Below are 24,819 nucleotides of genomic sequence, written 5' to 3' on the forward strand. Positions count from 1 at the left end.
GGGCACCCCGTTTTGCATTTCAGACAGAAAAAAGGCGCTGACTATTCCGCCGCAATCGGAACGTCTTGCCGCTGATTTTCCCGAAGCGTCATATCGTGGCGCAGTTTGGCACGCAGTTCGTCGATTGACCGTATCCGTTTGATTTCATCAAAACAGGTCGCCCCTTGCGCGTGGCTTTTGCGGATCAGTGCCATCCATTGTTTGATGCGCCCGGCCTGATGGTTTTCCGACGCGCCGTCTTCGTCCATCAGATCGCAATAGGCCAGCAACATGGCCAGAACATCTGCCCAGCTTTCCTTGGGCAGGCGGGATCCGCCTTCGAATGCCTTGATCCGGTTGGCAAGATCCGGGGCCGCAATCGCACCCCGGCCCAGCATGAAGCTGTCGCAGCCCGAAATATCGCGGCATTTCTCATAATCGGCGACGTCCCAGATTTCGCCATTACCGGTCATGCCGATGGAAATGGCATCCCGGATACGAGCCAGATATTCCCAATGCGCCGGTGGTTTGTAACCTTCAAGCTTGGTGCGCGCGTGAACCGTCAGATGCTGCGCGCCGCCTGCTTCGACCGCACGGGCGATATCAAGAAACAGCTCCTTGTCACTGAACCCAAGGCGAACCTTGGCGCTGACCGGAATGTCGGCCGGAACAGCACGGCGCACCGCCGAAACGATATGAAACAGATTGTCCGGACATTTCAAAAGCGATGCACCGGCTTCGCGTTTGTTGACTGTCTTGGACGGGCACCCGAAATTGATATCGATCCCCGGTGCGCCAAGTGTTGCTGCAAAGGCAGCATTTTCGCCCATCAGTTCCGGGTCATGCCCCATCAACTGGACCAGTACCGGCACACCTGAAAGGGTGTTGCCGCCATTCAGAAGTTCCGGGCAATAACGATGAAACACATGGGCGGGAAACAGGTTCTGCGACACGCGGATAAATTCGGTGACGCACAGATCAAAGCCGCCCGTCGCGGTCAGCAATTGCCGAACGCGCCAGTCAACCAGTCCTTCCATCGGTGCCAGCACCAGATGCGTCATCGCCGTTTAATCCTGTTTCCTGAAATCAGAGGGCGGCTTTTACCACAAACCGCACAAACGTGCCGTTGAAAAATCACAGAGCAGGAATGTGCGCGACCACCGAAATAAGGCGGAAAAAAGCGTATTGCTGACACCTTTCCAGCCGATTTACGAGCCACATTTAAAGTATCAAAAACAACAATGAAACGTCCGGTCAGACTCAGACATTGCTCAGACAATGGTTGGTATCTGACAGGGCAGGAGCCAAAAAAGATGCTGTATATTTTTGAAAGTGCCTTTGATGAAGTCGAAGCTGTTTCGCGCGAAGCCCGTGAAAAGCTTTCCGGTCTTGAAACGGTGTTAAAGTCAACGTCTGAAAGCCTTCAGGTTCTGAAAGAACGTCTGGAACAGACCGCCTCCTGATCCGTTAAAGCCATATCGAGATGCTCCCTCAAAGACGATTACCCGGGCAAACACAAAGTGTTTCCGCAGGTTTGATCTATATCTTTGAATTGCAACACGAACAGGTACATGCTTGGTGCTATGGTCATTATGTGCCAGCCCGACACGACGCGTGTCAGTGCCAAGACGCATGAAGGAGGATTGAGAATGCTTTATATCGTTGAAAAAGCTTTGGACGAACTCGAAGCAATGCCGCGCGAAAAGCGCGAAGGCCTTGCCCATCTTGATCGCGAAATCAATGATGCCGTCGAGAAGCTTAAAATCCTCAAGGACAAGCTCAAGGCCGAGCCGGAAAACAAGTAACGCATCAGCGTTTGAAAATTCAAAGGGTCGCACATTTCTGGTGCGGCCTTTTGTTATGGCCGGTTTATGCCTATCCGGTTGTTTTGATCAGGCCCAGCAATTCCTCGACCGCGGCGGTCGGGTTGGTGGAGCCCGAAAGAACGTCGGCTTCAAGCGCGCTTAGGCGGCTTGCGACGTCATCACGATGGGTAAAGGTTTCAAGCAGCCGGTCACGCAGCATGGTCCACATCCAGTCGCGTTGCTGACGGGCGCGCTTGGCGGTGAATTCGCCTTCCTTTTCCATCACGGCACGATGCTGGTTGATCAGGTCCCAGATGGTATCAAGCCCGTCATTGATCAGGGCGGAAACCATCACTGATTGCGGGCGCCAATGTTTGCTGGTTGGCTGCAAAATTCGCAAAGCCGAGGAATACTCACGTTTGGCTTCGCGCGCCTTGGCGGGGTCGGCATCGGATTTGTTGACCGCGATCAGATCGGCGATTTCAAGCACACCTTTTTTGATGCCCTGCAATTCATCCCCGGCACCGGGCAGCATCAGCACCAGGAAGAAATCGGTCATTTGGGCTACCATGGTTTCGCTTTGTCCGGCACCCACCGTTTCGACCAGAACCACGTCAAAGCCGGCGGCTTCGCACAGAAGGATGGTTTCACGGGTCATGCGATTGACCCCGCCAAGATATCCGCTGCTGGGGGACGGGCGGATATAGGCGTTGGGATCAATGGAAAGCTCGTTCATGCGGGTTTTGTCGCCGAGAATCGAGCCACCGGATCGGGCACTGGTCGGATCGACGGCCAGAACCGCGACCTTTTTGCCCGCACCGGTCAGGTTCTTGCCGAACGCTTCGATAAAGGTGGATTTACCCACGCCGGGAACACCGGTTATGCCAATGCGTTGCGATCCGCCGGTATGGGGCATCAGGCGGGCCAGAACCGCCTGGGCCTGTTCGAAATGTTTGGGATTGCGGCTTTCGACCAAGGTGATGGCGCGTGAAAGGATGGTGCGATCACCGGCAAGCACGCCATCAACCAGTTCATCAGTTGATAGCACACGCCTGCGCACGGCCTTGCGCGGGCTGATATTGCCGCCCGTGCCTGCGGGTATGGTGCGCAGCGTTTCTTTCACCGATGGTTCCTTTGCGGATGCCGGATCACGGAGATATGCCCGCCGTCAGGTTAGGGCATGAAAGCCGGAAGAAGCAAGCCGATCAGGCTGCTTCTTCGCCAGACTGATTTAGCTTTTCTAGCAGGTCGCCCGCGGCTTCGGCAATCACCGTTCCGGGTGGGAAGATCGCCTCCGCCCCGGCTTCGAACAGTTTGTCGAAGTCCTGTGGAGGGATAACGCCACCGGCAACGATCATGATGTCTTCACGGCCAAGCTTGTCCAGTTCGGCGCGAAGCTGCGGCACCAGGGTCAGGTGGCCCGCGGCCAGGGAGCTTGCGCCGACAATATGAACGTCGTTTTCAACAGCCTGCTTTGCGGCTTCTTCCGGGGTCTGGAACAGCGGGCCGATATCAACATCAAAGCCAAGATCGGCAAAGGCGGTGGCAATGACTTTCTGACCACGGTCATGGCCATCCTGTCCCATCTTGGCGATCAGGATACGCGGACGGCGGCCTTCGGCGGCTTCGAATTCAGTGATCAGGCGATCAACCTTGGCCAGGGCCTCGTTATCAGCACCAACTTCGGTTTTGTAAACGCCGGAGATGGAACGAATAACTGCCTGATGGCGTCCATAAACCTTTTCCAGTGCATCGGAAATCTCGCCGACGGTGCATTTGGCACGTGCGGCCTGAACAGCAAGTTCAAGCAGGTTGCCCTTACCGCTGTCTGCGGCATTGGTCAGGGCCGTCAGGGCACTTTCAACCGCACCATTGTCACGTTCGGCCCGCAAGCGTTCAAGCTTGGCAATTTGTTGGCGGCGCACTTCGGCGTTATCGACCTGAAGGACGTCGACCGGGCGATCATCGGTCACGCGGTATTTGTTTACGCCAACCAATGTCTGACGGCCGCTATCGATGCGGGCCTGTGTTCTGGCGGCGGCTTCTTCGATGCGCATTTTGGGGATGCCTGCTTCAATCGCCTTGGCCATGCCGCCCTGTTCTTCGACCTCGGCAATATGGGCCCATGCCTTTTCGGCCAGATCGCGGGTCAGGCGTTCGACATAATATGAACCGCCCCACGGATCGATGACATTGGTCGTGCCGCTTTCCTGTTGCAGGAACAACTGGGTGTTACGGGCAATCCGGGCCGAGAAATCGGTCGGAAGGGCCAGTGCCTCGTCCAGTGCATTGGTATGGAGCGACTGGGTATGGCCCTGGGTTGATGCCATGGCTTCGACGCAGGTGCGGATGACGTTGTTAAACACATCCTGCGCGGTCAGAGACCAGCCTGATGTCTGGCTGTGCGTACGCAGCGACAAGGATTTGGGGTTTTGCGGATCAAACTGTTTGATCAGCTTGGCCCAGATCATGCGTGCGGCACGCATTTTGGCGATTTCCATAAAGAAATTCATGCCAATCGCCCAGAAGAACGACAGGCGCGGCGCGAATTTATCAATCGGCAACCCTGCGGCCTGACCGGCACGGGCATATTCGATACCGTCGGCCAGGGTATAGGCCAGTTCAAGATCGGCGGTCGCGCCTGCTTCTTGCATGTGATAGCCCGAAATCGAGATCGAATTGAATTTCGGCATGTTTTGCGAGGTAAAGGCAAAGATGTCGGAAATGATGCGCATCGATGGTTTGGGCGGATAGATATAGGTGTTGCGCACCATGAATTCTTTGAGAATGTCGTTCTGGATCGTGCCCGAAAGCTGTTCGTGTTTCACACCCTGTTCTTCTGCAGCCGCAATATAAAGCGCCATGACGGGTAGAACCGCGCCATTCATGGTCATGGAAACCGACATCTGATCAAGCGGAATGCCATCAAACAGGGTTCTCATGTCATAGATGCTGTCAATCGCCACACCGGCCATGCCGACATCGCCGGTTACGCGGGGATGGTCGCTGTCATAACCGCGATGGGTGGCAAGGTCGAAGGCAATCGAAAGGCCCTTTTGACCGGCTGCAAGGTTGCGGCGATAGAACGCGTTGGATTCTTCTGCGGTCGAGAAACCGGCATATTGGCGGATCGTCCAGGGGCGCTGCACATACATGGTCGGATAGGGACCGCGCAAGAAGGGCGGCATACCGGGCATGGTTGACAGATGATCAATACCGTCAAGGTCGCCGGGGCCATAAACGGGTTTGACGTCAATGCCTTCTGGCGTGGTCCATGGTTCTGACTGGAACGGGTCCTTTGCCCCGGCAGAAGCCCCGTCAAACAGCGGAAGGTCGGAGAAATCAGGAATGCGGGTCATGGTTATTTCTCCCCCCGTTTGCCAAGAAGGTGGTCAAGTGCGGTACCACAAATCGCCAGAACATCCGCCCCGACATAGATAAATTCATCAATCCCGGTGGCCTCGTAACTGTTGCGGGCCTCGCCCGGATGCCCGGCAAGGTAAACCATGCTGGCCCCGGCCGATTTCAGGGCCTTGGCAACATCACCGGCCATGTCGCCATATTGCGGATCCGATCCACAAATGACGGCGATCTTTGCGCCACTTTCGGCAAAGGCTTTTGCGGCGGCATCGGCAGTATCAAAACCGTTATTGGTAATCGCCTCGATCCCGCCGGCTTCAAAGAAGTTGCGGGCAAAGGTCGCGCGGGCGGTGTGCTGGGCAACCTTGCCAAGATTGGCCAGGAAGATTTGCGGGAAGCTGCCCGATGCGGATTTATGCGCGTCTGCACGTTTGCGCAGGGCCTCAAAGCTTTCGGACAAACGATGCGGCGTCAGCGGTGAAATACGGGCCGCGGCACTGGTGCCATAAAGGTCGGTAAAGATATGACCGATGGTGGCACCGGCACGGGCGGCTTCCATCATCGATGCCAGATCTTTGCCAACGGTGCCGTCATATTTGGTCTGACGGGATTTGGCGTCGGCCTGAATCGCATCAAGGTCAGGCATATCGCATTGAACCTTTGCCTCGGCGATATTGGGGAATTCCGAAACGCCGGTCAGCGGATCACGCCGGGTCGCCAGACGCTTTTCTCGTTCCTGCCAGACAGTTTCGATTTCCGATTTCAGGGACCCGTTGGCAAGGGCCTTAAGGATACCACCGGATGCTTCAAGCGACTGGAACTTGCCCCACGCGGTTTGGGCCAGTTCCTTGGTCAGGTTTTCGATAAACCATGACCCGCCAGCCGGGTCGATCACGCGGTGAACGTTGCTTTCTTCCTGCAAGATCAGTTGCGTGTTGCGTGCGATGCGACGGGCAAAGCCATCGGGAAGGCCAATCAGATGATCATAGGGCAGGCAGGTCACGCTATCTGCACCGCCAAGACCGGCCGCGAAGCTTGTAACCGTCGTGCGCAGCATATTGACCCATGGATCAACCTTGGTCAGGGCCATTTCAGCGGAAATCGCGTTGATCGAAATCGTTGCATCCTGTGCGCCGGATGCGGAAAGAACGCGGCTCCACATCATGCGAAGCGCACGGAGCTTGGCAATCCCGGCAAAGAAATCCGTCCCAATCGCAACGTTAAAGACAATCGCACCCGCCGCCTGATCAACGGCCATGCCCGCATCGGTCAGGGCGCGCAAATAGGTCACACCCGATGCCAGCAAGCATGCCAGTTCCTGACCGTCGGTTGCGCCCGCATTGTAATAAGGTGCGCCATTTACCGAAATTGCAGTTGCCAGCGGGAACAGATCAATCAGATCACAGGCAACAGATGCGGCATGACCAATGGCGTCTTCGGCACTACACGGCAGGGCACCCGTGGCGGCAAGGGTGCCGATCGGGTCGATATTAAAGGCCGGCGCTGCTTCATCGGCATCGTCGGAGCTTGCGATATGAGCCGCCAGAAGGGCGGCTGCGGGAACACCGGCGGCCCCGGCATCCAGCCCGATGGTGGCAAGATTGGTATAAATGTCATCAAGGACGATCTTAAGATCCGCCAGGCAATGGATCGCGATCCCGTCAACACCGACTTCGCCCGATGAAATTTCGCGCCCCTGACGGGCAGCGGCATCAAGCTTCAGCGTGATCGATGTCGCGCCATTTTCGAGATCGTCAAGAATCGCGGCATTGGTTACCTTGGGATCGGGATGGGTATGAAGTTGGCGAATATCCCAGCCGGTCACGGTTTCGCGCGGTTCGACCGTTGCGGTCAGAACTTCGTGGATCAATCGGGTTGCATCATCCTGATCATCAAGGGTGTAGATCGGCTGAACGGAGAATCCGTCGCGGGCACGGGTCACCAGTTTCTTGTCGAAAGGCGCGCCTTTAAGGGCGTCCTCGGCAAGTTTACGCCAGCTTGCGTAGTCGGCAGATGGAAATTCAGATGCAAGTTTAAGCGGGTCGGACATGGATTCTCCCGGCTTGGTGACTTCTGTCTGATCCGCGGTATATGGGGATGGTGCGCAACCGACAGAACGTTTCCAAATATTATTTTACTATGGATTCCCTGTACCCGGTACACCCCGCCCGGCCCAATTCAAACCACGGAAACAGTATCGGTATTCTGACTCGTGCATCGGCAAAATCCGCCTTTGCACATACAGTTGCGGGGGCAGTTCCGGATTTGGCGACAGCATATTTGCACCAGACCGCACCGGATTCCCGACGATATTTCCCGGTCACATTTGCGACAGGGCGGTTTATAGCACCTGACAGTAATTCCGTAAATAGGCATGGAAATACCTATTTAGGCGTAGTCGCCACGTCAGAGATGATGGTTCCGTAACGTCATGTCGTAGAAACCAGCGGATTTTCTTGCGCTGCACATAGGTGCTTGGGGGTAAGGCCGGTCAGAAAATCGTCGTGTACTTTGATGGCAGAATCCCGGTTGCCAAAGCTATGTGGCAAAAAATCGGCAGGTTTAACCAATTTGACATTTTCATCTGCCAATTTGGGGCTGTCCCAATTCTCGGAGTATCGCCATCCATGAACGCGCTTAGCGCCATGCCGTCGCAAATCAGTCCTGATGGGCTGGTTGCCTTTGCCGACGACAGTCCCAGTGCCAAGGCCGCACTTGAAACAGTGTTGCGCCGGGCAGGATATGACGTGGCCGGTTTTGATTGTGCAGATGACCTGATCGATCAGCTTGACGGGCTGTATCCCCGGGCCATCATCCTTGATATCGAAATGCCGGGCATGAGTGGCTTTGAAGCGTTTTGTGAAATTCGCCGCCGTTATCCCGATGCGGTGAATGTGCCGGTATTTTTCTTCTCGGCCCATTATGACGCCGATACCCGCGCGCAGGCAGATGCACTTGGCGCTGCTGATTTCATCAGCAAGGATGCCAGCCCGACCGTGGTGCTTGAACAGCTTAACCGTGTTCTTGGACAATCCATCAGCGCCTGCTGACCATTATCGCCGAATCATCGTAGGTGGATGTTGGACGCCCTGCTTTATGCAGGGCGTTGTTGTTTGGCGGTGATGTTGTGCGTGCTGCCTTGCGGGCCTAGGGCAATGATACCGTCTGCGTCGCCATGCAGGTGATAGAGGCGGTCGGTCGGAAGGGTGGTTTCGGGATCAATCGACGGCTGATTTACAAGGCGTTCATAGATCGGCGCCATTGATGTTTTCATGGCGTCAAACAACTGATCATAGCTTTCCAGCACGAAATAGGTCTTCTGGAAATCGTCAATCGCATAGTCGGTCGCCATCACCCGTTCTAAGTCAAAAGCCACGCGGTTTGGCGTCGGATCGGTTACCGAATAAATGGTTTCGGTTTGCGATGACAACATGCCCGCGCCATAGGCGCGCAGGCCATGTTCGGTGATGATCAGGCCGAATTCGACCATATACCAATACATCCGCGCCAGGTTTTTTAGGCCGCCCATGGCGATGGCCTCGGCCCCCTTTGCGCCATAGGCAGCAAGGTAATCGGCAAAGACCGGATCATAAAGCATCGGCACATGGCCAAAGAAGTCATGGAAAATGTCGGGTTCGACCAGATAGTCCATTTCTTCGGGTTTGCGCAGCCAGACCGTCACCGGAAAGCGCCGGTTGGCAAGATGATCAAAAAACACATCATCGGGAACAAGCCCGGGCACCGCGACAAGATGCCAACCGGTGGCGGCATGAAGCTGTTCACTGACCCGGCCGAAATGCGGAATCTGATCCGCGGCATCAAGGCGGGCAAGATTTCGAATGTAATCCGGGGCGGCATAGCCCGGCAGAATGGCCGACTGGCGGGCATAAAGCTTGCGCCATAATTCGTGTTCTGCCTCTGTGTAGGCATCCCAATCCTGCAAGATGGTGTAATCATCATTGATGTGGCTGTAATCGCCGCGCAGATTTTTTCCCTGATCCATGGCCGTCCTCATTTTGGTTCTTGTGCCGATTTATGAGAACGATTCTACATCAGTTTAAATGTCATTTTCGGGCCAATAAGATATCAAAATCGGGTGATGTTGATATAATGTGACCATGGGTTGATATTTTGGGGTGAAAAATGACCGATGTAACCTTAAGCACAACAGACATCCGCATTCTGCAAGTTCTGCAACGGGATGCCTCGATCAGTAATGTGCAACTGGCTGAAATGGTTGGTATGTCCCCGTCACCCTGTTTGCGCCGGGTCAAGCAACTTGAAGAAAGCGGGGTGATCAAACGACAGGTCGCACTGCTTGATCGCAAGAAACTGGGATTCGGGGTGTTGGCAACCATTCAGGTCCGTCTGCAAAGCCACACCGAAGCCGGGGCAGAGGAATTCGCCCGTGCGATGAACGATCTTCCGGAAGTTCTGTCCTGCTGGGCGATGACCGGCAGGCAGGATTTCCTTTTGGTTGCCGTTGCACGCGATATCGAAAGTTTCGGCGATTTCGTCACCCACCAGTTGCTTTCAATGCCCAATGTCCGTGATGTGCAGTCCAGTCTGGTTCTTAAGGAATACAAGAATCTGACCGCCATCCCGATGCCCAGACTGCCCTGAAATGGCAGGACGGCACGGTGGAAATGATCGGGGGTGCTTGGCGAGACTTGCTTTTGGCCCCATGTTTCGGGCATAGGAAGAACAGTCCCACATCTGCCGGAGCAACAAGATGTCCCAAGCCGCCAATCCGATCCTGGTTGAAGCCACCCGTGGCGAGATGGTCGAAAGTTTCCATCGTGGACGCTATGTGGTGATGAAAGCGGATGGTACGGTGATTGATCAGGGCGGGGATATCGATGAGTTGATGTATCCACGATCCGCCATCAAGCCGTTGCTGGCGATCCCGTTTCTTGAAAGCGGCGCGGTTGAGGCATTCGGGCTTGAGGACAAACATATTGCACTGGCGTGCTCGTCCCATAATGGCGAAGAAGAACATGCACAGACGGTAAAAGCCTGGCTTGAAAAGATCGGATTTTCGGTCGATACGCTTGAATGCGCGCCGCACTATTCACTTAGTGCAGCAGCCGGGATCAAGCAGGCAGCCGATCACGTGACCCTGACCAAGGCGCACAATAATTGTTCGGGCAAACATTCAGGTTTTCTCAGCACGATTGCGCATCTGGGCGAAGACCCCAAAGGATATATCGAAGAAGCCCATCCCGCCCAACAGCGCCTGATCAAGGTGCTTGAGGAAATGGGCGATTGTGATTTGTCATCGACCCCGCGCGGTATTGATGGCTGCGGCATTCCGGTGATCGGCATGCGGTTGCGTGACCTTGGACTTGCCATGGCGCGAATGGCGGACCCGGCCGGGCTTGATCCCAAGCGCGTTGATGCGATCAAACGCATCCGCAAGGGATGTGCAAATGCGCCCTTCATGGTCGCTGGTACCGGTCGTTTCTGTACCGGGATCATGGAAGAATGCGGCGAAGATGCATTGGTCAAGGTCGGGGCAGAGGGTGTCTATTGCGCGGCCTTCCCGAAACAAGGGTTGGGCGTTGCCCTTAAGATCGATGACGGGACCCAGCGCGGCGCGGAAGTCGCCATGGGCGGATTGTTGCGCAAGCATGGTGTGATCGACGATGCCAAGGCAGAAATTCTTAAAAACTATCTGACCCCGGTTTTGACCAACTGGGCGGGCAAATATGCCGGTGATTTACGTCCGGCTTTCTGATTGCGGATAAACGGAAAAGTATATGCAAAGCATTGCGGCCTATATCTTTGCAGCTATTGCTGAAATTGCCGGATGCTTTGCCTTCTGGGCCTGGCTGCGATCGGGGAAGTCGATCTGGTGGATCGTGCCGGGGGTTGCATCGCTTGTGGTGTTTGCCTGGTTGCTGACCAAGGTCGATGCCGAATTTGCCGGGCGTGCATATGCAGCCTATGGCGGGGTTTACATCACCGCATCGGTTTTATGGATGTGGGTTGTTGAACGCAGCAGTCCCGATCGATGGGATGTGACCGGGCTTATGGTATGCCTGCTTGGTGCTGGCATCATATTGTTTGCACCGCGCTGAGTGGTTGGTTGTCAGCTGCGGCGTCCTTGATCGTCGATCTGTTTATTCGCTTGCCGATTTGCCTGTGCGGTCCTCGCCCGGAAGCAGCACATGGAACGTTGTTCCCTTGCCGACCTGGGTTTCAAACCAGATCCTGCCACCATGGCGCACCGTTACGATGTCATGGGTAATCGAAAGCCCCTGACCGGTGCCCTTGCCGACTTCCTTGGTGGTGAAGAACGGGTTGAAGATTTTCGATCTGTTTTCCTTGTCGATGCCCGTGCCGTTATCGGAAATGCTGATCAGGATGCTGTCATCAAGGGATGTGGTTTTGACGACAATCTCGCCTTCGGACGGTTTGCGTCCGGCTTCCTGAATGGCCTGGACCGCATTGACAATCAGATTGAGAAAGACCTGGTTGACCTCGTTGATATAGCAGGGGATATGCGGAATTTCCGGGTCAAACTTTTCGACCACGTCGGCATAGTGTTTCCATTCATTGCGCGAAATCACAATGACGTTTGACAGTACCCGATTGATGTCGGTTGTTGTTTTTTCCGCCCCGCCGGGATGGGAGAATTCCTTCATCGACAGGACGATGCGCGCGACCTGATTGATACCGTCAAGGGATTGCTGGGTCGCATGCGGGATTTCTTCGAGCAGGAATTCCATATCTGAATTGCGCAATTGCTTGGCGAATTCTTCAAAGGTGTTGTCGGGCAGAAATGCGCGGTTTTTCCACAGTGTTTGCAATGACAGTCCAAGGACACGCGAAAGCGCACCATAGCTGTCATTAAGGAATTTCAGATTGTCGCGGATATACTGGCTTGGCGTATTGATCTCATGGGCGATACCGCCGGCAAGATGGCCAATTGCCTCAAGCTTCAGAGCTTCACGCAGATCTTCTTCGAGCTTCTTTTGTGCATCTTCGGCCTGACGGCGGCGGGTGATGTCGCGGAAAATGTAAAGATAGCTCATTTCCGAACTGAAATTGGCCGGGCTGACGATGATTTCCATCGGGAAACTGTCGCCATCCAGTCGCTGGGCCATGGTTTCGGTATAGTCGTATTTCAGAACACCGGAGCTGATATTGATACACCGGTTCAAAAGCCGGTGGCGCACCGTCATCTTGCGGTCGATAAACATCACGTCGACCGATGTCCCAAGCAACTCGCCACTTTGCGCACGCAGGATTTCTTCGGCGGATTTGTTGAAGTCCTGAATGATGCCGGCGGCATCCACTATCAGGATGCCTTCGACCACGGTATCGAGGATCGTTTTAAGGCGCTGGGTGATTTCCAGTTTGCGGCGGCTCTGTTCGTTGAACAGTTCCATGAATTGCTTCTGGAATTCTTCGGGGGCTTCGATCTTGCTGATTTCGTCAAGCAAGTCGTCATTGGTGATCAACTCGTCACCGCCGCTCATGATTTTCGGCGTTTCGATGTTATCCTGATCTTCGGCCATGGTTCTTTCCGTCACGAAATTGTTGCGGTATCAACCGCTTGCGCCCTTGCCGCCGCGGCGAACGCGGATCGGCTCATGAAACTGATGCAGTTTCTGGAAAACACGCAGGCGTTGGATCTGAACTTCGGAAATATAGTTTCCGTGGGTCAGCAAGACATGCCCGTCACGGGTTTCGATGTCGGTCAGCAGGAAATCGCCCATCCGCAGATGTTTGAGATAGATGTCATGTTCGGTTCCTTCGGGGAAAGCGGTCTTGTCATAGGACGGATCAACAACCGCGAGAACCATTTCGATCTTGTCGAGAAGGCTCATGTCATAACGTTTCGGCTTTTGACGCAGTTCGTCAAAATGCTGTTTGACCACCAGTTCGCTTTCCGTGATTTTCCCAAGATCGTTGAATATCCGAAGAACCCGTGATCCCAGCGGGATATCGGTTCCTTTCGGGCCGTCTGACGGGAAGCCGGAACCATCAAAATCGCGATATTGCATATAGACAATCTGCGCGACATTTTCGAGACGGGGGATATTTGAAATCAGGCTGCGCGCAACTTCTGGCGTGCGTCTTACGACATCGCGTTCAAGGGGCTGAAGCGGCTTTTCCTCGCCAAGGCGGCTTAAGATATCGGCGGGCAACGAAACATACCCGATTGGCGCAAGAAGGGCGGCAAGCCCCAATTCCCAGGGGTGCGGGTATCCGATCGACTTGGCGACCTGATCACACCAGACCTTTGCGCGCATGGCCTTGCCAAAAATCGCGGGGTTCAGCTGTGACAAGACTTCGGTCAGGACCTTGATGCTGCCGGCAAGTGTCTGTTCAATCAGGGCCTTTTCAGCTGTGATCAACTGATGCTGGCGCAAGGCGGCATTGACCCCGACAAGCAGTTCTTCGTCTTCGCAGGGCTTGTTGAAAAAACGGAAAATCCGCCCCTGGTTGATGGCTTCGACCGCTGTTTTCTGGTCGGCATTGCCCGTCAGCATCATATTGACGGTATCGGGGCTGAGTTTTGCGACATTGCTGAGAAGTTCGACCCCATCCATTTCGGGCATGCGCATATCGGCAACACAAACCGCGTATTTTGCCCCGCCCTTGATCTTTTCTATGGCCTCAAGCGGGCCAAGGGCGGTGTCGAAACTGAATTTGCCCCGCAGCCGGCGTTTCAGTCCCATCAGCAGGTTTTCATCGTCATCGACGAAAAGTACACGCGGCTCTTCCATGATATGTCCCTCCCTTACTTGGCGAGTTCCGAATATTTTTCTTCGACCAGCTTTGCGGTTTCACGCCATGCCGGCAGTCTGTCGGCCTTGTTCATCCGTTCAAGATATTCGATGTCGATCCGGCTTTCCGGGGCTGTGCCGGTTCTGAGTTCTATGGCGACTTCGCGCGCAAGGTGTTGCGCAACGTAAATTGTCGTCAGAGCGTCCATTTCATTGTGGGGCGTGTCCTGGGGGCGGTGGTGATAGGCGACCGTCTGAACCATCGCGCTGGGGAAACCCCACAGGCCCAGAAGATAGGCGCCGATTTCCGGGTGGGCGGCACCGAACTGGTCACGTTCGGCAAGGTTGATCGGGATATCTTCGCTTTCGACGCGTTTGATGACTTCGGTCATTTCCTTGGCGCGGAACGCATAGAGGATCAGGCTGCCGGTGTGGCTCAGCATGCCGATGGCGGGCATGACATTGATGATTTCCGGGGCGAGCTTTTCCTGTTCGGCAATCAGGGTTGCCAGAACGCCAAGTTGCTGGCTGCGCTGGCACAGTTGCATCATGCGCGTGGCATCGGTTTTGGGGCCGTCGTAACTGCGAAACAGGCCGGTAAAAAGTGCAAGCGCCTTAAGCGTATCAATGCCAAGCATGCGGATGGCAAGTGATACAGACGTGATGTTCTGACGAATGGCAAAATAGGCCGAATTGGTCAGTTTCAGGATTTCGGCAGTCAGGGCAATGTCAGACGCCACGATCGAGGTCAGCTTGTCATTGCTGACCATCGGGTCTTCAAGGGCATTGACCAGATTGGTATATGTGCTGGGCGGGGATGCCAGCGTATCAATCCCGCCAACCAATGATCGCAAGTCCGGATTGGTCAGCAAATTGCGAAGATCAAGCGCGTTGTCGATGGTTTCAAGCAACATGTTGTCGTCGCAAGGTTTGGCCAGATATTGATGGGCCGGGCCGACAGTTCGCAAGACGGCTTCTTCTTCGCTGAAGCCCGAAAGAATGATACGTGCCGTGTGTGGATGCTTTTGCTGCATCACGGTCAATAGTTCTGCCCCGTCCGTACCGGGCATACGCATATCGGAAATGACGACATCGGGCTCTGTTTCCGCGGCTTGGGCAATTGCACTTTCGGCATTCGCCGCAAATGACAATTTCCAGTCAGGACGCACAGAGTGCAGACGTCGACGCAATCCTTCCAGAATGTTTGTTTCATCATCGACAAACAGGATGATGCTCATGGTTACCCTCTTACGCACGTTTCATATTGTTTAGATGGGATTGCAGACCGTCCATTCACAGTCCGCATTTGAGGAGGGAGTTCAGATAATTGCAGGAAACCCATGGCAATTGGCCTGCAATGCCGGGATGCGGCGGATGTGTCAGCTGTTGGTAAGTTCACTGTATTTTTGCGAAACAATTCGGGCAATGTTTGTCCATTCTTCGATCCGGCCCGTTTTGCCGATCAATGCCAGATAGTTCATATCAATTCGGCTTTCGGGATCTTGTCCGTTTTCCTGGTCGGCGATTTCACGGGTGAGATGCTGGGCAACATAAATCGCCGTCAGGGCATTCATCTCCTTATGGGGGAGATCCATCGGGCGATGGTGATAGGCAACAGCCTGGATTACCGGGGCCGGGAACCCCCACAGCCCCAAAAGATAGGCACCGATTTCGGCATGACAGGCACCGAATTGCTCGGTTTCGGCCTTGGCAATTGAAATGCCTTCGGTCTCGACCCGTTTGGTGACGGCCTCCATCTCGTCAGGCCGGTTGGCATACAGGATCAATGTGCCGATGTGGCTGAGCATCCCGATACTGGGCACCGCGTGGCAGATTTCGCGCGGCAGGTCTTCGAATTCAGCAATAAGAGCGGCCGTGACACCGATTTGCTGGCTGCGATGGCACAGGCGTTTGAGGTTGGCGGCCTGATTGGGCGGGCCTTCAAAACCGCGATAAAGCCCGACAAAAAGCGCCAGCGCCTTGAGCGTTTCCTTGCCCAGCATGCGCACCGCATGCGAGACCGATGACACCGTCTGTGTAACTGCGAAATAGGACGAGTTGGTCAGTTTGAGAACTTCGGTCGTCAGCGCAATATCAGACTCGACAATTTCCGAAATGCTTTCGAGTGAATAGTCCGGATCGGCAAAGGCGTCCTCAAGCCGGATATAGGTATCGGGCGGGGAGGCGAGGCTTTTGGAATCAGCCACCAGTGTTCTTAGTTCCGGACTTTGCAGCAACTGGCGCAGTCCCAGCGCATTTTCCATGCTTTCGATCAGTGTCTGATTGTCGCAGGGTTTGCTCAGAAACTGGTGGGCGGGGCCGATGGTGCGCAGATAGGATGCATTGTCAGCATGCCCGGTCAGGATGATCCGGACAGCGTCGGGGTGGGTTTCCTGAAGTTTTTCAAGCAAGGTAATCCCGTCCATTTCCGGCATCTGGATGTCGGAAACAATCACATCGAAATTCATCTTGCTTGCAAGTGTCAGGGCTTCTGCGCCGCTGGTCGCGAAATAGAGATTCCATTCCGGCCGCGCACTGCGCAGCCAGCGGCGCAATCCGCTTAGAACATTGGTGTCGTCATCAACAAAAAGGATGTGATGCATTCGCAGGGTCGCCTTGTTTTTCTCGCTTTGCAGGTGGGGGCTTTGCGGAGCGATCACAAGATCGGCTGTTTAATTCAGGGAAAGCTGAAAAAAGGCAGCCAGGGTGTGACGTGTGATGCGGTTTCGTGGATGGACAGGGCAAGATTGACACATTGTCCAATCCGGATGGATAAGGTATGGATGGCTTATCCTTGGGTATAGTTATCTGCGTGTAAGCATCTATATTTGCAGTGCTTTTTTATGCAAATGTCATATTTTGTCAGACTGTAACCGGCCGGGGACAGTTACAATTATGTGGCTCGCGAACGACATAGAAGTATATTGCCGTATGAATGATCGGGGTGCGGTTTAATAGATGACAACGCGTTCAGAACTGATTGACGCGATAAAAAAACACCAGCTGTATGTGACGAAGCAGCCGGGTGGCAAACGTATGCAACTGCGTAACGGCAACCTTTCCCGCATCAAAATGAGCAAGATCACCCTCGAAGACGCAGTCCTTCCGGGCGCGAACTTCATTCAGGCCGTGATCCGTGACGTTAAGTTCGATTTCTGTGACCTGTTTGGTACCAATTTTGTCGAAGCCGACCTTGAAGGATCCAGTTTTGTTCGCGCAGATTTGCGCGGGGCAAATATGGCGCGGGCGAAATTGCGGCACGCCAACCTTAAGGGGGCTGACCTTCGATCCGGTGTGATGGTGATTGTTGATGCCGGGCGCGAGAAAAAGGTCAAACGCGCAACGGATCTTGCCAATGCCGATTTGCAAGGATCGATGTTGTCCGGGGCCAATATGGCCGAAAGCAATCTTTCAGGGGCGCGTCTTGCCGATGCCGATTTAAGCGATGCCAACATGTTTGCCGTCAATCTTGCCGGGGCTGATCTGACGGGATGTAATCTTTCGGGGGCGAAGCTTAAAAACGCCAATCTCAAAGGGGCGCGTCTTAAAGACAGTCTGCTGGTTGGAACCGATCTTACCGGCGCAAATTTGCGCAATGTCGATTTGACGTCTGTCGATCTTTCGCAGGCCAATATTGCCAATTCAATTGGCAGCAAGGCCGTAACCCCCTTGCCCGAAGACATTCGCGAACTGATCAACAGTCACACCGAATGGCTGACCAGTGGGGGTTCCTCAGGTGTGCCGTTAAATGTCACCGGCCGTGATCTGACCGAACTTGATTTTTCGGGACTGGATCTTTCGGCGGCGTGTTTTGATGATTGCATTCTCAAGGGTGCATTGTTTGTGGATGCCATTCTGGCAATGACATCAATGCGCAACGCCGATCTGCGCAATGCCCGTCTGAGCGGTGCGATCATGAATGGCGTGCGGATGTCTTATGCCAATTGCGCCAAGACAATTTGCCAGGGCGTGCGGTTTGGTGGCGTGGAACAGCGCGATGCCAAGGGCAACAAGACCGGTGATGTCTGGCGGGCGGATCTGACGGCGGCGGATTTTTCACATGCCGATCTTCGGAATTCTGTATTTGAAGCCCCGCAGATGAAGGGTGCGATTCTGAGCAAGGCAAATATCGCAGGCGTCGCATTCGGGGAAACCGACCTGTCCGAAGTTGAGCTGACCGGAACCAATATCGGCGCCATCCTTAGCGGCACAATTCCCGAACAAGTATAGTGTTTTTGCCGGTTTCCTGTTCATCAGGATAGTCCGAAAACCGAAATTCTTCCGATAAAACTAATTTAGCGACAGGTGCGGTGCGATTTGCATTGCGTTGCAGCTAACTGTTGCAGTTTATTAGATTAATACAAAACAGTGTGATCTTGGTGTGGGGGAAAATTGGTCACATGACAGCGCGTGCCGAGCTGATTGATGCAATCAAATTGCATCAGCTTTATCTGAACCAAAAACCGGGTGGCCGGCGCATGCAGGTGCGCAACGGCAACCTGTCGCGCATCAAGATGAGCAAAATCAGCTTGCAGGAGGCCGTCCTGCCCGGCGCGAACTTCATTCAGGCAACCGCGCACCAGGTCTGTTTTGATTATTGCGATCTGTTCGGGGCCAATTTTGTCGAAGCAGATCTTGAAGGATCAAGCTTTTTGCGTGCCGATCTTCGTGGTGCGAACATGGCACGCAGCAAATTGCGATACGCCAATTTAAGCGGCATTGATCTGCGTGCAGGCATCATGGTCGTGGTCGAGGGCAGCCAGGAACGCCCGGTCAAAAAAGCAACCGACATGAGCAACACCGATCTTGAAGGTGCAATGATGTGGGGGGCCAATCTGTCGGGAGCCAATATGTCCGGTTCGCGGCTGGCCCACACTGACATGAGCGATGCCAACATGTTTGCGGTCAATCTTGAAGGTGCGGACCTTACGGGGTGCAACCTCAGCGGTGCGAAATTGCGCAATGCCAATCTCAAGGGGGCGAAACTTGCCGGTTGTGAACTGGTTGGTGCGGATCTGAGCGGGGCGAACCTGCGCAATGTGGACATGACCGATGTCGATATCAGTCAGGCGAATACATCCTATTCGATCGGTGGCGGAACACCGTCCGCACCACTGGCTGACGATATTCGTGATCTGGTCAACGGGCACAGTGAATGGCTTTCGACAAGCGGGAAAAGCGGTGTTCCGATGATTGCGGTTGGTCGCGATCTGAGCGGGCTTGATTTTTCGGGGCTTGATCTTTCGGGGGCGTGTTTTGACAAATGCATCCTGCGCGGCGCGCTGTTTGTCGACACCATTCTTGCCATGTGTTCAATGCGCGATACCGAAATGCACAAGGTCCGCATGAACGGGGCGGTACTTGACGGGGTGCGGATGGCAAATGCCGACTGCACCGAGGCCGTGTTTCAGGGCGTGAAATTTGGCGGTGTCGATCAGCGCGATAAGAAGGGGGCCAAAACCGGCTCTGTCTGGCGGGCCGATCTGACCAATGCCAATTTCGAACAGGCTGATTTGCGCAATTCGGTTTTTGAAGAAACCCAGATGAAAGGTGCCAATCTGACCAAGGCGAATGTTGCCGGTGTTGCATTTGGCGCAACGGATTTGACCGAAGTCGAACTTGAAGGTTCAAATGTTGGTCTGATCCTTAATGGCTATATCCCGGGCCGCAAGTGATCGGGCATTACACCATCATGTGAAATGCAAAACGCCGCCCGGTCAGGCGGCGTTTTTTTTAATGTTTGATCAAACGATCGTCGATCAGCTGCGGTAATCCGCATTGATCGAGATATAGCCATGGGTCAGGTCACAGGTCCATACCGTGGCCGCACCATCGCCAAAGCCAAGATCCGCCGCAATGTCGATATACTGGCCCTTGATATGGGCTTCGACCGGGCCTTCGTCATAATCGGCAACCCGTTCGCCGTTTTTGGCAAGTTCAATGCCGCCGATGGAAATGGTCAGTTTGTTCGGATCCGCGGTCACACCGCATTTGCCAACAGCCATGACGATACGGCCCCAGTTGGCGTCTTCACCGGCAATCGCGGTTTTGACCAGCGGGGAATTGGCAATCGCCTTGGCTGCAATTTTTGCTTCTTTTTCAGTCACTGCGCCGGTGACATTGACCGTGATGAATTTCGATGCACCTTCGCCGTCGCGAACGATCTGATGGGCAAGATCACGAAGAACACCTTCAAGAGCATCCTTGAATTCGGCGATAGCCGGGTCATTGGCATCAGACACGGTGTCATTGCCAGCCTTGCCGGTAGCGGCAAGCAGCAAGGTGTCAGACGTGGAGGTGTCGCTATCCACCGTAATCGCGTTGAAGCTGCGATTGTTGCAGTCCGACAGCAATGCCTGAAGGACACTGTGCGGAAGGGCCGCATCGGTGAAGACAAAGCCGAGCATGGTGGCCATGTTCGGTTCAATCATGCCTGAACCCTTGGCAATGCCGGCAATGGCGACTTTGGTGCCATTGATGGTCGCGGTCGCCGACGCCCCTTTGGGGAAGGTGTCGGTGGTCATGATGGCCTTGGCCGCATCAAGCCAGCCTGCATCATTGGCAAGAATATCGTCCAGCGCATCGGTAATGCGGGTTGCGGTGGTTGGCTCGCCAATCACCCCGGTTGACGCGGTGAAGATTTCATTTTTGGCACAGCCAAGGGCCTTGGCAGCGCATTCAACCTTGTCTGCGACGAACTTTTCGCCGGCCTTGCCGGTAAAGGCAACCGAGTTGCCCGCATTGACAAAAAATGCACGTGCGGTCCCGCCTTTGAGTGCTTCGCGGCCCCAACGAACAGCCGCAGATGCGGTGGTCGATGTTGTGAAGACACCGGCAACCTGGGTGCCCGGTTCAAGTTCGGCAAACAGAACATCCGGGCGGCCCTTGTATCGAATGCCAAGGGTGGCCGTATGCAGTTTGACACCGGCAATAGCCGGGAGTTCAGGGAACCCTGCGGGGGCAAGCGGTGAAAGCGAGGTCGCTACCATCAGTGCAATTTCCTTAAATGGACAAGTTTGGTTCATCCTGCCGCAACGGTGACGAAAAGCAAGCAGCAGAATGCATTTATTCAGATCGGTGATCGGCAACACAAACGGGGTGAAGCCAGTGGCCGCACCCCGTTTTGGTTCAAGTGAATTCAAGATCAGTCGGTATGAGCCGGGCTGATTAGTTCTTCTTGTCTTCTGCCGGTGCGTCCTTGGCAGCTTCTTCTGCTGCTTTTTCGACATTGTTCACGATGTCGGCTTTTTCGCGCAGGCCTTCAACAATGGTGTTGATGGCATCGCGGGTGACTTCGGCAGTCAGTTGCTGACGAACTTCGTCAAGCGAAGGCTGGGTGCCTTCTTTCTTTTCTTCAACCTTGATCACGTGCCAGCCAAACTGGGTCTGAACCGGTTCTTTGGAATAGGTGCCGGCTTCCATTGCAAAGGCTGCTTCGGCAAACGGGGCAACCATGTCAGCACGGTTAAAGAAGCCAAGATCGCCACCATTCGGGGCGGACGGGCCGGTCGACTTTTCCTTGGCGAGTTCTACGAAGTCCGCGCCATCATCAAGTTCGGCGATGACTGCTTTGGCGTCTTCTTCGTTTTCAAGAAGGATATGACGGGCGTGAACCTGCGGTTCGGGTTCATTATTTGCGACGAACTCATCATATTTTGCCTTGATCGCGTCTTCGGTGACGGCATCGTCAAGCGCACGGTCAAGGTAGGTTTCGGCAATCACGCGGCGCTCAAGCGCTTCGACGCGTTCCTTGACTTCCTCGTCGTCGGCAAGACCGGCGTCGCTACCGGCAATCATCAGCAGGCGCTGGTTGATTTCGCGGGTCAGCAGATCGGCCTTGAGCATTTCGAACGGCAGCTGGCGATACTGTTGCGGCAGTCCCTGTTGGGTTGCACGGACTTCAGATTCAAGAATTTCTTCGCCGTTCACCGTTGCCAGAACCGGGTCTTCGGCCGGTGCAGCATCCTGTGCCAGAACAGGGGATGCAAAAATGACGGATGCCAGCGACGCGGCAAGAAGGGTATTGCGCAGCATAGTTTCTCCAGACTTTGATTTCGCGGGCTTTCAGCCCAGTGCCTCTCTCCACGGGTAAATCACATAAGCGGGTCATGCACAAGGCTTCGCCGTGGAAGTCGGGCTTTTTCGCAAAGCAATCTGTCCAAAATGTGAAACCCTTACATGCAAGAGTAAAAATATAACTTTGCGCGCCAAATAGCTGTGAAAATGCCCGCGGTCATCCGCGTCATCAAAATCCCTTTCAATGACGCGGGCATGGCAAATCCGGTGAATGACCGATTTATGAAATTTGGGGTGGGGCTGATCAGGCTTTCACGTCAAAAAAGACTTCGCCGACCTGACCTGTTGATCCGTCATCGCGTTCAAACTTCGACTGTGCCACCAGATCACCCCCGATCAGGCGTTTATCGATCGGGGTTACCATGGCAAGCGAAATGGATTTGATGCCGGCATCAGCCAGGCCTTGCTGGCTGCCATCCGCGCGCAGCAAGACAAGGGATGAAAATACGCCGTCCTGCTGGTCAATCAGGCCATCAAGATTGTCGTCAAATTTCGACAGTTCCGCGAAGCCGTCCTTGGCGCCGTGCTGGTCACCAAACAATTCGCGACCATCGTTGATTTCACCGTCACCATTGCGGTCAAGTGCCAAAAGGGCATCTGCGCCCTTTATCCAGGCGGTCTGGTCAAGTGTGCCATCGCCATCAATGTCAAACAGCTGCCCGTCCTTGAGGCGTGTGATGTCTATGCCGTTACCATCAAGGTCAAGGATCAGGGGGTCTTGCTGGAACATCTGGGCAATTTCGATCCGCACCATTTCGATATGTGCCTTGAATTCCGAGATCGAGACATTTGCCTGACCACCGATGCGCGAAAATTTCGCTTCAAAGGCACTGATATCGATTTCAACCCGTTGGGATGAAACGGACAGGGCACCAAGATTAATCTGGCTTGCGCCATTGCTGATGTTCAGTGACAGTTCCTGTGCCGAAATCGCCCGACCCGAACCGTTCGCACCGGAAACGGCCATATCTTCGGGGGCGCCACCGGTCATGGCATTGGCCATGGCGCGTGCCTTGGCCGGGGGAATGCCCATCATTGCCAGCACGATGAAAGCTTCGCGGTTCATACGCGTCTGGGCTTCGTCCATTGCCGGTTTGATGGCATTGACCACATCAAGGGCATTGGTCTGAACTTCGAAAACCGGGCGCTGCAATTGGCCAAGCGTTTGTTCGATACGCTGGTTTGCTTCGATGCTGAGATCAATCTGATCGACGATCGCGCGCTGACGGGCAAGTTCCCCGTCGGCTGCGTCATTATCACCCGACTTTGCGGTTACGCTGAGCGCATTTTGTGATGCGGCCTGCGACAATGCGGCCGTGGCGGCATTTTGATGGGCCGTCGGATTTGTCAGGCTGGTATGGTCAAACATTCAGCGCCTCCTTCCTGAAGGGCTGCGGGATGCCACAGGGCATCCCGTTTGCAGTTAAATCAGAACGTCCTGTTCCTGTGACGGGTCGATCACCGGTACGGTTTCACCAGTCGGGAAGGTAAAGGTTGCATCACCGCCATCCTGACCAAAACGTCCCATCGGCATCAACATGTCGACGGTAAGTTTCAACTGATTGTTGTCAGCACCTTCTTGCGGTGCGGACTGGCTGATGCCACGGACGATCAATGTCGCCTGTTCCATGAACTGTTCGGTGATCTGGGCATTGAGTGCAGCCATACGTTCTGCTGCAATCGACTGGCCGGTTGCCGGGGTTGCGGTTCCGTCTTCGCCGTCGCCAGATTTGCTATCATCCGAACCGACTGTTGCATTCATCAATTCGCGGATGAACTCGGCGACTCCGTTATCATTCATATCAAACAGCAAACCGCCATCTTCGGCATTGGCCGGGTTGCCCAGCATATCAACAAGAGAACCGCCGCCAAGGCCGTCCATTACGGTGCCAAGCGCACCCAATGCGGCACCCATGCTGTTGCCGATGGCAACGGCTTCGGTACGGACAACCTCGATTTTGGCGGCCTGATAATTGAACGAGAATTCGCCGGTATCGTTATTGATGCTGATATCAAGTGATTGGACGGCCATCATGGCTGTTTCGGAAACACCAACGGCGGCACCATTCGCGCCAGCATATGAAATCGCTGTCTTGCTGTGACTTGCAATGGCCTGGTCAAAGGAAAATTCAAACTGGTCCTGACCCTTTGCGGCATCGCGAATGCCGTCAAACATGGCATCGGTTGCGGCAATTGCGTCTTCCTGGCTCATCCCGGACAGGGCAAACATTTCCTGGACACTGCCGCGGATCATGTCAAGCGACGCATCAAGGGCGCGCTCAAACAATTCTTCGGTCGTCAGCGGTTTGTTTGAAAGGGCTTTGCCATTGGCCGGTGCGAGCTGCTGACTTTCATTATGAGCGGCCAGCGCATCATCAGAAAGGGCCACCGGGTCCATACGGCTGCGCGCATTGGCATTCGCCTGTGCGGAGTCCTGACCGTTTTCTGTGCCGGGTTTTGCAATGGCCTGACGCGCGTCCTGCAGGCTGGATTGGCCTTGACGGAACGGATTAAGCGCGGAGAAATCTACCATTTCCTCCTCCTGAGGATGCGTTCAGGCATCGGGACAAAACCCTTTTTGATTGCCGGAACTGAGCTACATGCTCTTTGAAGTTTAAAACTGTGGGCCAAATAATACAGTTTTTTTGTGCATTTCTCAAGCCAGAAGCGATCAGGGGCAAAGCCAACTCTCCCTGGCATGGTGATTGGGCGTAAAACGGTGGTTCGATCGGTGCCTATTTTCGGCCCAACATTAGCGATATTGGTTCGTTCCGTTGACAGATGGCAGGCAGGGTTCTATCTGTGATCGGGCTCGGCTTTCTGCCGTTGCCTAATCGTGTCTTTATTCATTTGTTCAGGAA

The 24,819-nt window shown here is 54.5% G+C and carries 21 protein-coding genes and 1 riboswitch; of the genes, 8 read left to right on the forward strand and 13 right to left on the reverse strand.

From position 1 onward, the window contains the following. Positions 1–41 precede the first annotated feature (41 nt). Entirely contained in the window at positions 42–1,040 is a 999-nt protein-coding gene (locus M9H61_RS16205) for a tRNA-dihydrouridine synthase (protein ID WP_250281674.1), read from the reverse strand. A 252-nt stretch (positions 1,041–1,292) separates the two neighbouring features. Between M9H61_RS16205 and M9H61_RS16210 the strand changes: the two genes are divergently transcribed. Further along, the gene (locus M9H61_RS16210; protein WP_170310061.1) at positions 1,293–1,442 is read left to right on the forward strand and encodes a hypothetical protein; all 150 of its coding nucleotides are present in this window, start codon (positions 1,293–1,295) and stop codon (positions 1,440–1,442) included. 186 nt (positions 1,443–1,628) lie between these two features. Continuing rightward, positions 1,629–1,784 carry a hypothetical protein gene (locus M9H61_RS16215; RefSeq protein WP_170310062.1) on the forward strand — a complete coding sequence of 52 codons (156 nt, stop codon included), beginning with the start codon at positions 1,629–1,631 and terminating at the stop codon, positions 1,782–1,784. Between the two features lie 70 nt (positions 1,785–1,854). Here M9H61_RS16215 and meaB read toward each other — a convergent pair whose 3' ends face one another. The 3 genes from meaB to M9H61_RS16230 form a co-directional block, all read right to left on the reverse strand. Then, entirely contained in the window at positions 1,855–2,907 is a 1,053-nt protein-coding gene (gene meaB / locus M9H61_RS16220; protein ID WP_250281677.1) for a methylmalonyl Co-A mutase-associated GTPase MeaB, read from the reverse strand. A gap of 82 nt (positions 2,908–2,989) precedes the next feature. Beyond that, positions 2,990–5,143, reverse strand: a complete 2,154-nt coding sequence (gene scpA / locus M9H61_RS16225; protein WP_250281679.1) for a methylmalonyl-CoA mutase — start codon at positions 5,141–5,143, stop codon at positions 2,990–2,992. A 2-nt stretch (positions 5,144–5,145) separates the two neighbouring features. Continuing rightward, positions 5,146–7,194: a methylmalonyl-CoA mutase family protein gene (locus M9H61_RS16230; RefSeq protein ID WP_250281681.1), complete on the reverse strand. Its 2,049-nt coding sequence runs from the start codon at positions 7,192–7,194 to the stop codon at positions 5,146–5,148. Between the two features lie 148 nt (positions 7,195–7,342). After that, a riboswitch (cobalamin riboswitch) is annotated at positions 7,343–7,450 on the reverse strand. A gap of 321 nt (positions 7,451–7,771) precedes the next feature. Here M9H61_RS16230 and M9H61_RS16235 point away from each other — a divergent pair. Next, positions 7,772–8,194: a response regulator gene (locus M9H61_RS16235; protein ID WP_114112788.1), complete on the forward strand. Its 423-nt coding sequence runs from the start codon at positions 7,772–7,774 to the stop codon at positions 8,192–8,194. 44 nt (positions 8,195–8,238) lie between these two features. On the opposite strand, the gene phhA is transcribed toward M9H61_RS16235, so the two are convergent. Continuing rightward, on the reverse strand, positions 8,239–9,147 hold the full coding sequence (gene phhA / locus M9H61_RS16240) for a phenylalanine 4-monooxygenase (protein ID WP_250281682.1): 909 nt from the start codon (positions 9,145–9,147) through the stop codon (positions 8,239–8,241). A 140-nt stretch (positions 9,148–9,287) separates the two neighbouring features. On the opposite strand from phhA, the gene M9H61_RS16245 reads away from it, so the two are divergent. From M9H61_RS16245 to M9H61_RS16255, 3 genes are all read left to right on the forward strand, one after another. Further along, positions 9,288–9,767: an Lrp/AsnC family transcriptional regulator gene (locus M9H61_RS16245; RefSeq protein WP_250281684.1), complete on the forward strand. Its 480-nt coding sequence runs from the start codon at positions 9,288–9,290 to the stop codon at positions 9,765–9,767. Between the two features lie 109 nt (positions 9,768–9,876). Beyond that, positions 9,877–10,881: an asparaginase gene (locus M9H61_RS16250; protein WP_250281687.1), complete on the forward strand. Its 1,005-nt coding sequence runs from the start codon at positions 9,877–9,879 to the stop codon at positions 10,879–10,881. Positions 10,882–10,903: 22 nt separating this feature from the next. After that, positions 10,904–11,224 (forward strand): YnfA family protein, encoded by a 321-nt coding sequence (locus tag M9H61_RS16255; RefSeq protein ID WP_250281689.1) that lies wholly within the window; start codon positions 10,904–10,906, stop codon positions 11,222–11,224. Positions 11,225–11,266: 42 nt separating this feature from the next. Here the strand turns inward: M9H61_RS16255 and M9H61_RS16260 are convergent, their stop codons facing one another. The 4 genes from M9H61_RS16260 to M9H61_RS16275 form a co-directional block, all read right to left on the reverse strand. Next, the gene (locus M9H61_RS16260) at positions 11,267–12,667 is read right to left on the reverse strand and encodes a nitrogen regulation protein NR(II) (protein ID WP_250281690.1); all 1,401 of its coding nucleotides are present in this window, start codon (positions 12,665–12,667) and stop codon (positions 11,267–11,269) included. 30 nt (positions 12,668–12,697) lie between these two features. After that, entirely contained in the window at positions 12,698–13,882 is a 1,185-nt protein-coding gene (locus M9H61_RS16265) for an HD domain-containing phosphohydrolase (protein WP_228194643.1), read from the reverse strand. A gap of 14 nt (positions 13,883–13,896) precedes the next feature. Then, positions 13,897–15,120 carry an HDOD domain-containing protein gene (locus M9H61_RS16270; protein WP_101245318.1) on the reverse strand — a complete coding sequence of 408 codons (1,224 nt, stop codon included), beginning with the start codon at positions 15,118–15,120 and terminating at the stop codon, positions 13,897–13,899. Between the two features lie 141 nt (positions 15,121–15,261). Then, entirely contained in the window at positions 15,262–16,485 is a 1,224-nt protein-coding gene (locus tag M9H61_RS16275) for a response regulator (protein WP_101245858.1), read from the reverse strand. A gap of 355 nt (positions 16,486–16,840) precedes the next feature. Between M9H61_RS16275 and M9H61_RS16280 the strand changes: the two genes are divergently transcribed. Both M9H61_RS16280 and M9H61_RS16285 read left to right on the forward strand, forming a co-directional pair. Next, a complete protein-coding gene (locus M9H61_RS16280) occupies positions 16,841–18,112 on the forward strand; it encodes a pentapeptide repeat-containing protein (protein WP_250281692.1) in 1,272 nt (423 codons plus the stop codon). Between the two features lie 170 nt (positions 18,113–18,282). Continuing rightward, the gene (locus tag M9H61_RS16285; protein ID WP_250281694.1) at positions 18,283–19,557 is read left to right on the forward strand and encodes a pentapeptide repeat-containing protein; all 1,275 of its coding nucleotides are present in this window, start codon (positions 18,283–18,285) and stop codon (positions 19,555–19,557) included. 84 nt (positions 19,558–19,641) lie between these two features. Here M9H61_RS16285 and argJ read toward each other — a convergent pair whose 3' ends face one another. From argJ to M9H61_RS16305, 4 genes are all read right to left on the reverse strand, one after another. After that, positions 19,642–20,871, reverse strand: a complete 1,230-nt coding sequence (gene argJ, locus M9H61_RS16290) for a bifunctional glutamate N-acetyltransferase/amino-acid acetyltransferase ArgJ (protein WP_250281696.1) — start codon at positions 20,869–20,871, stop codon at positions 19,642–19,644. Between the two features lie 178 nt (positions 20,872–21,049). Continuing rightward, entirely contained in the window at positions 21,050–21,916 is an 867-nt protein-coding gene (locus tag M9H61_RS16295) for a peptidylprolyl isomerase (protein WP_101245322.1), read from the reverse strand. A 286-nt stretch (positions 21,917–22,202) separates the two neighbouring features. Continuing rightward, a complete protein-coding gene (locus M9H61_RS16300; protein WP_250281697.1) occupies positions 22,203–23,327 on the reverse strand; it encodes a hypothetical protein in 1,125 nt (374 codons plus the stop codon). 54 nt (positions 23,328–23,381) lie between these two features. Beyond that, positions 23,382–24,491 carry a hypothetical protein gene (locus tag M9H61_RS16305; protein ID WP_250281699.1) on the reverse strand — a complete coding sequence of 370 codons (1,110 nt, stop codon included), beginning with the start codon at positions 24,489–24,491 and terminating at the stop codon, positions 23,382–23,384. Positions 24,492–24,819: the final 328 nt, after the last annotated feature.

Source organism: Thalassospira sp. GO-4 (assembly GCF_023588965.1).
GTDB lineage: Bacteria > Pseudomonadota > Alphaproteobacteria > Rhodospirillales > Thalassospiraceae > Thalassospira > Thalassospira povalilytica.

Coding starts and splice junctions, on each gene's coding strand:
- M9H61_RS16280 (WP_250281692.1), top strand. CDS start 16,841: ATGACAACGCGTTCAGAACTGATTGACGCGATAAAAAAACACCAGCTG.
- M9H61_RS16260 (WP_250281690.1), bottom strand. CDS start 12,667: ATGGCCGAAGATCAGGATAACATCGAAACGCCGAAAATCATGAGCGGC.
- M9H61_RS16285 (WP_250281694.1), top strand. CDS start 18,283: ATGACAGCGCGTGCCGAGCTGATTGATGCAATCAAATTGCATCAGCTT.
- M9H61_RS16215 (WP_170310062.1), top strand. CDS start 1,629: ATGCTTTATATCGTTGAAAAAGCTTTGGACGAACTCGAAGCAATGCCG.
- M9H61_RS16275 (WP_101245858.1), bottom strand. CDS start 16,485: ATGCATCACATCCTTTTTGTTGATGACGACACCAATGTTCTAAGCGGA.
- M9H61_RS16300 (WP_250281697.1), bottom strand. CDS start 23,327: ATGTTTGACCATACCAGCCTGACAAATCCGACGGCCCATCAAAATGCC.
- M9H61_RS16265 (WP_228194643.1), bottom strand. CDS start 13,882: ATGGAAGAGCCGCGTGTACTTTTCGTCGATGACGATGAAAACCTGCTG.
- M9H61_RS16250 (WP_250281687.1), top strand. CDS start 9,877: ATGTCCCAAGCCGCCAATCCGATCCTGGTTGAAGCCACCCGTGGCGAG.
- M9H61_RS16235 (WP_114112788.1), top strand. CDS start 7,772: ATGAACGCGCTTAGCGCCATGCCGTCGCAAATCAGTCCTGATGGGCTG.
- M9H61_RS16210 (WP_170310061.1), top strand. CDS start 1,293: ATGCTGTATATTTTTGAAAGTGCCTTTGATGAAGTCGAAGCTGTTTCG.
- M9H61_RS16230 (WP_250281681.1), bottom strand. CDS start 7,194: ATGTCCGACCCGCTTAAACTTGCATCTGAATTTCCATCTGCCGACTAC.
- scpA (WP_250281679.1), bottom strand. CDS start 5,143: ATGACCCGCATTCCTGATTTCTCCGACCTTCCGCTGTTTGACGGGGCT.
- M9H61_RS16270 (WP_101245318.1), bottom strand. CDS start 15,120: ATGAGCATCATCCTGTTTGTCGATGATGAAACAAACATTCTGGAAGGA.
- M9H61_RS16255 (WP_250281689.1), top strand. CDS start 10,904: ATGCAAAGCATTGCGGCCTATATCTTTGCAGCTATTGCTGAAATTGCC.
- argJ (WP_250281696.1), bottom strand. CDS start 20,871: ATGGTAGCGACCTCGCTTTCACCGCTTGCCCCCGCAGGGTTCCCTGAA.
- phhA (WP_250281682.1), bottom strand. CDS start 9,147: ATGGATCAGGGAAAAAATCTGCGCGGCGATTACAGCCACATCAATGAT.
- M9H61_RS16295 (WP_101245322.1), bottom strand. CDS start 21,916: ATGCTGCGCAATACCCTTCTTGCCGCGTCGCTGGCATCCGTCATTTTT.
- M9H61_RS16305 (WP_250281699.1), bottom strand. CDS start 24,491: ATGGTAGATTTCTCCGCGCTTAATCCGTTCCGTCAAGGCCAATCCAGC.
- M9H61_RS16205 (WP_250281674.1), bottom strand. CDS start 1,040: ATGACGCATCTGGTGCTGGCACCGATGGAAGGACTGGTTGACTGGCGC.
- M9H61_RS16245 (WP_250281684.1), top strand. CDS start 9,288: ATGACCGATGTAACCTTAAGCACAACAGACATCCGCATTCTGCAAGTT.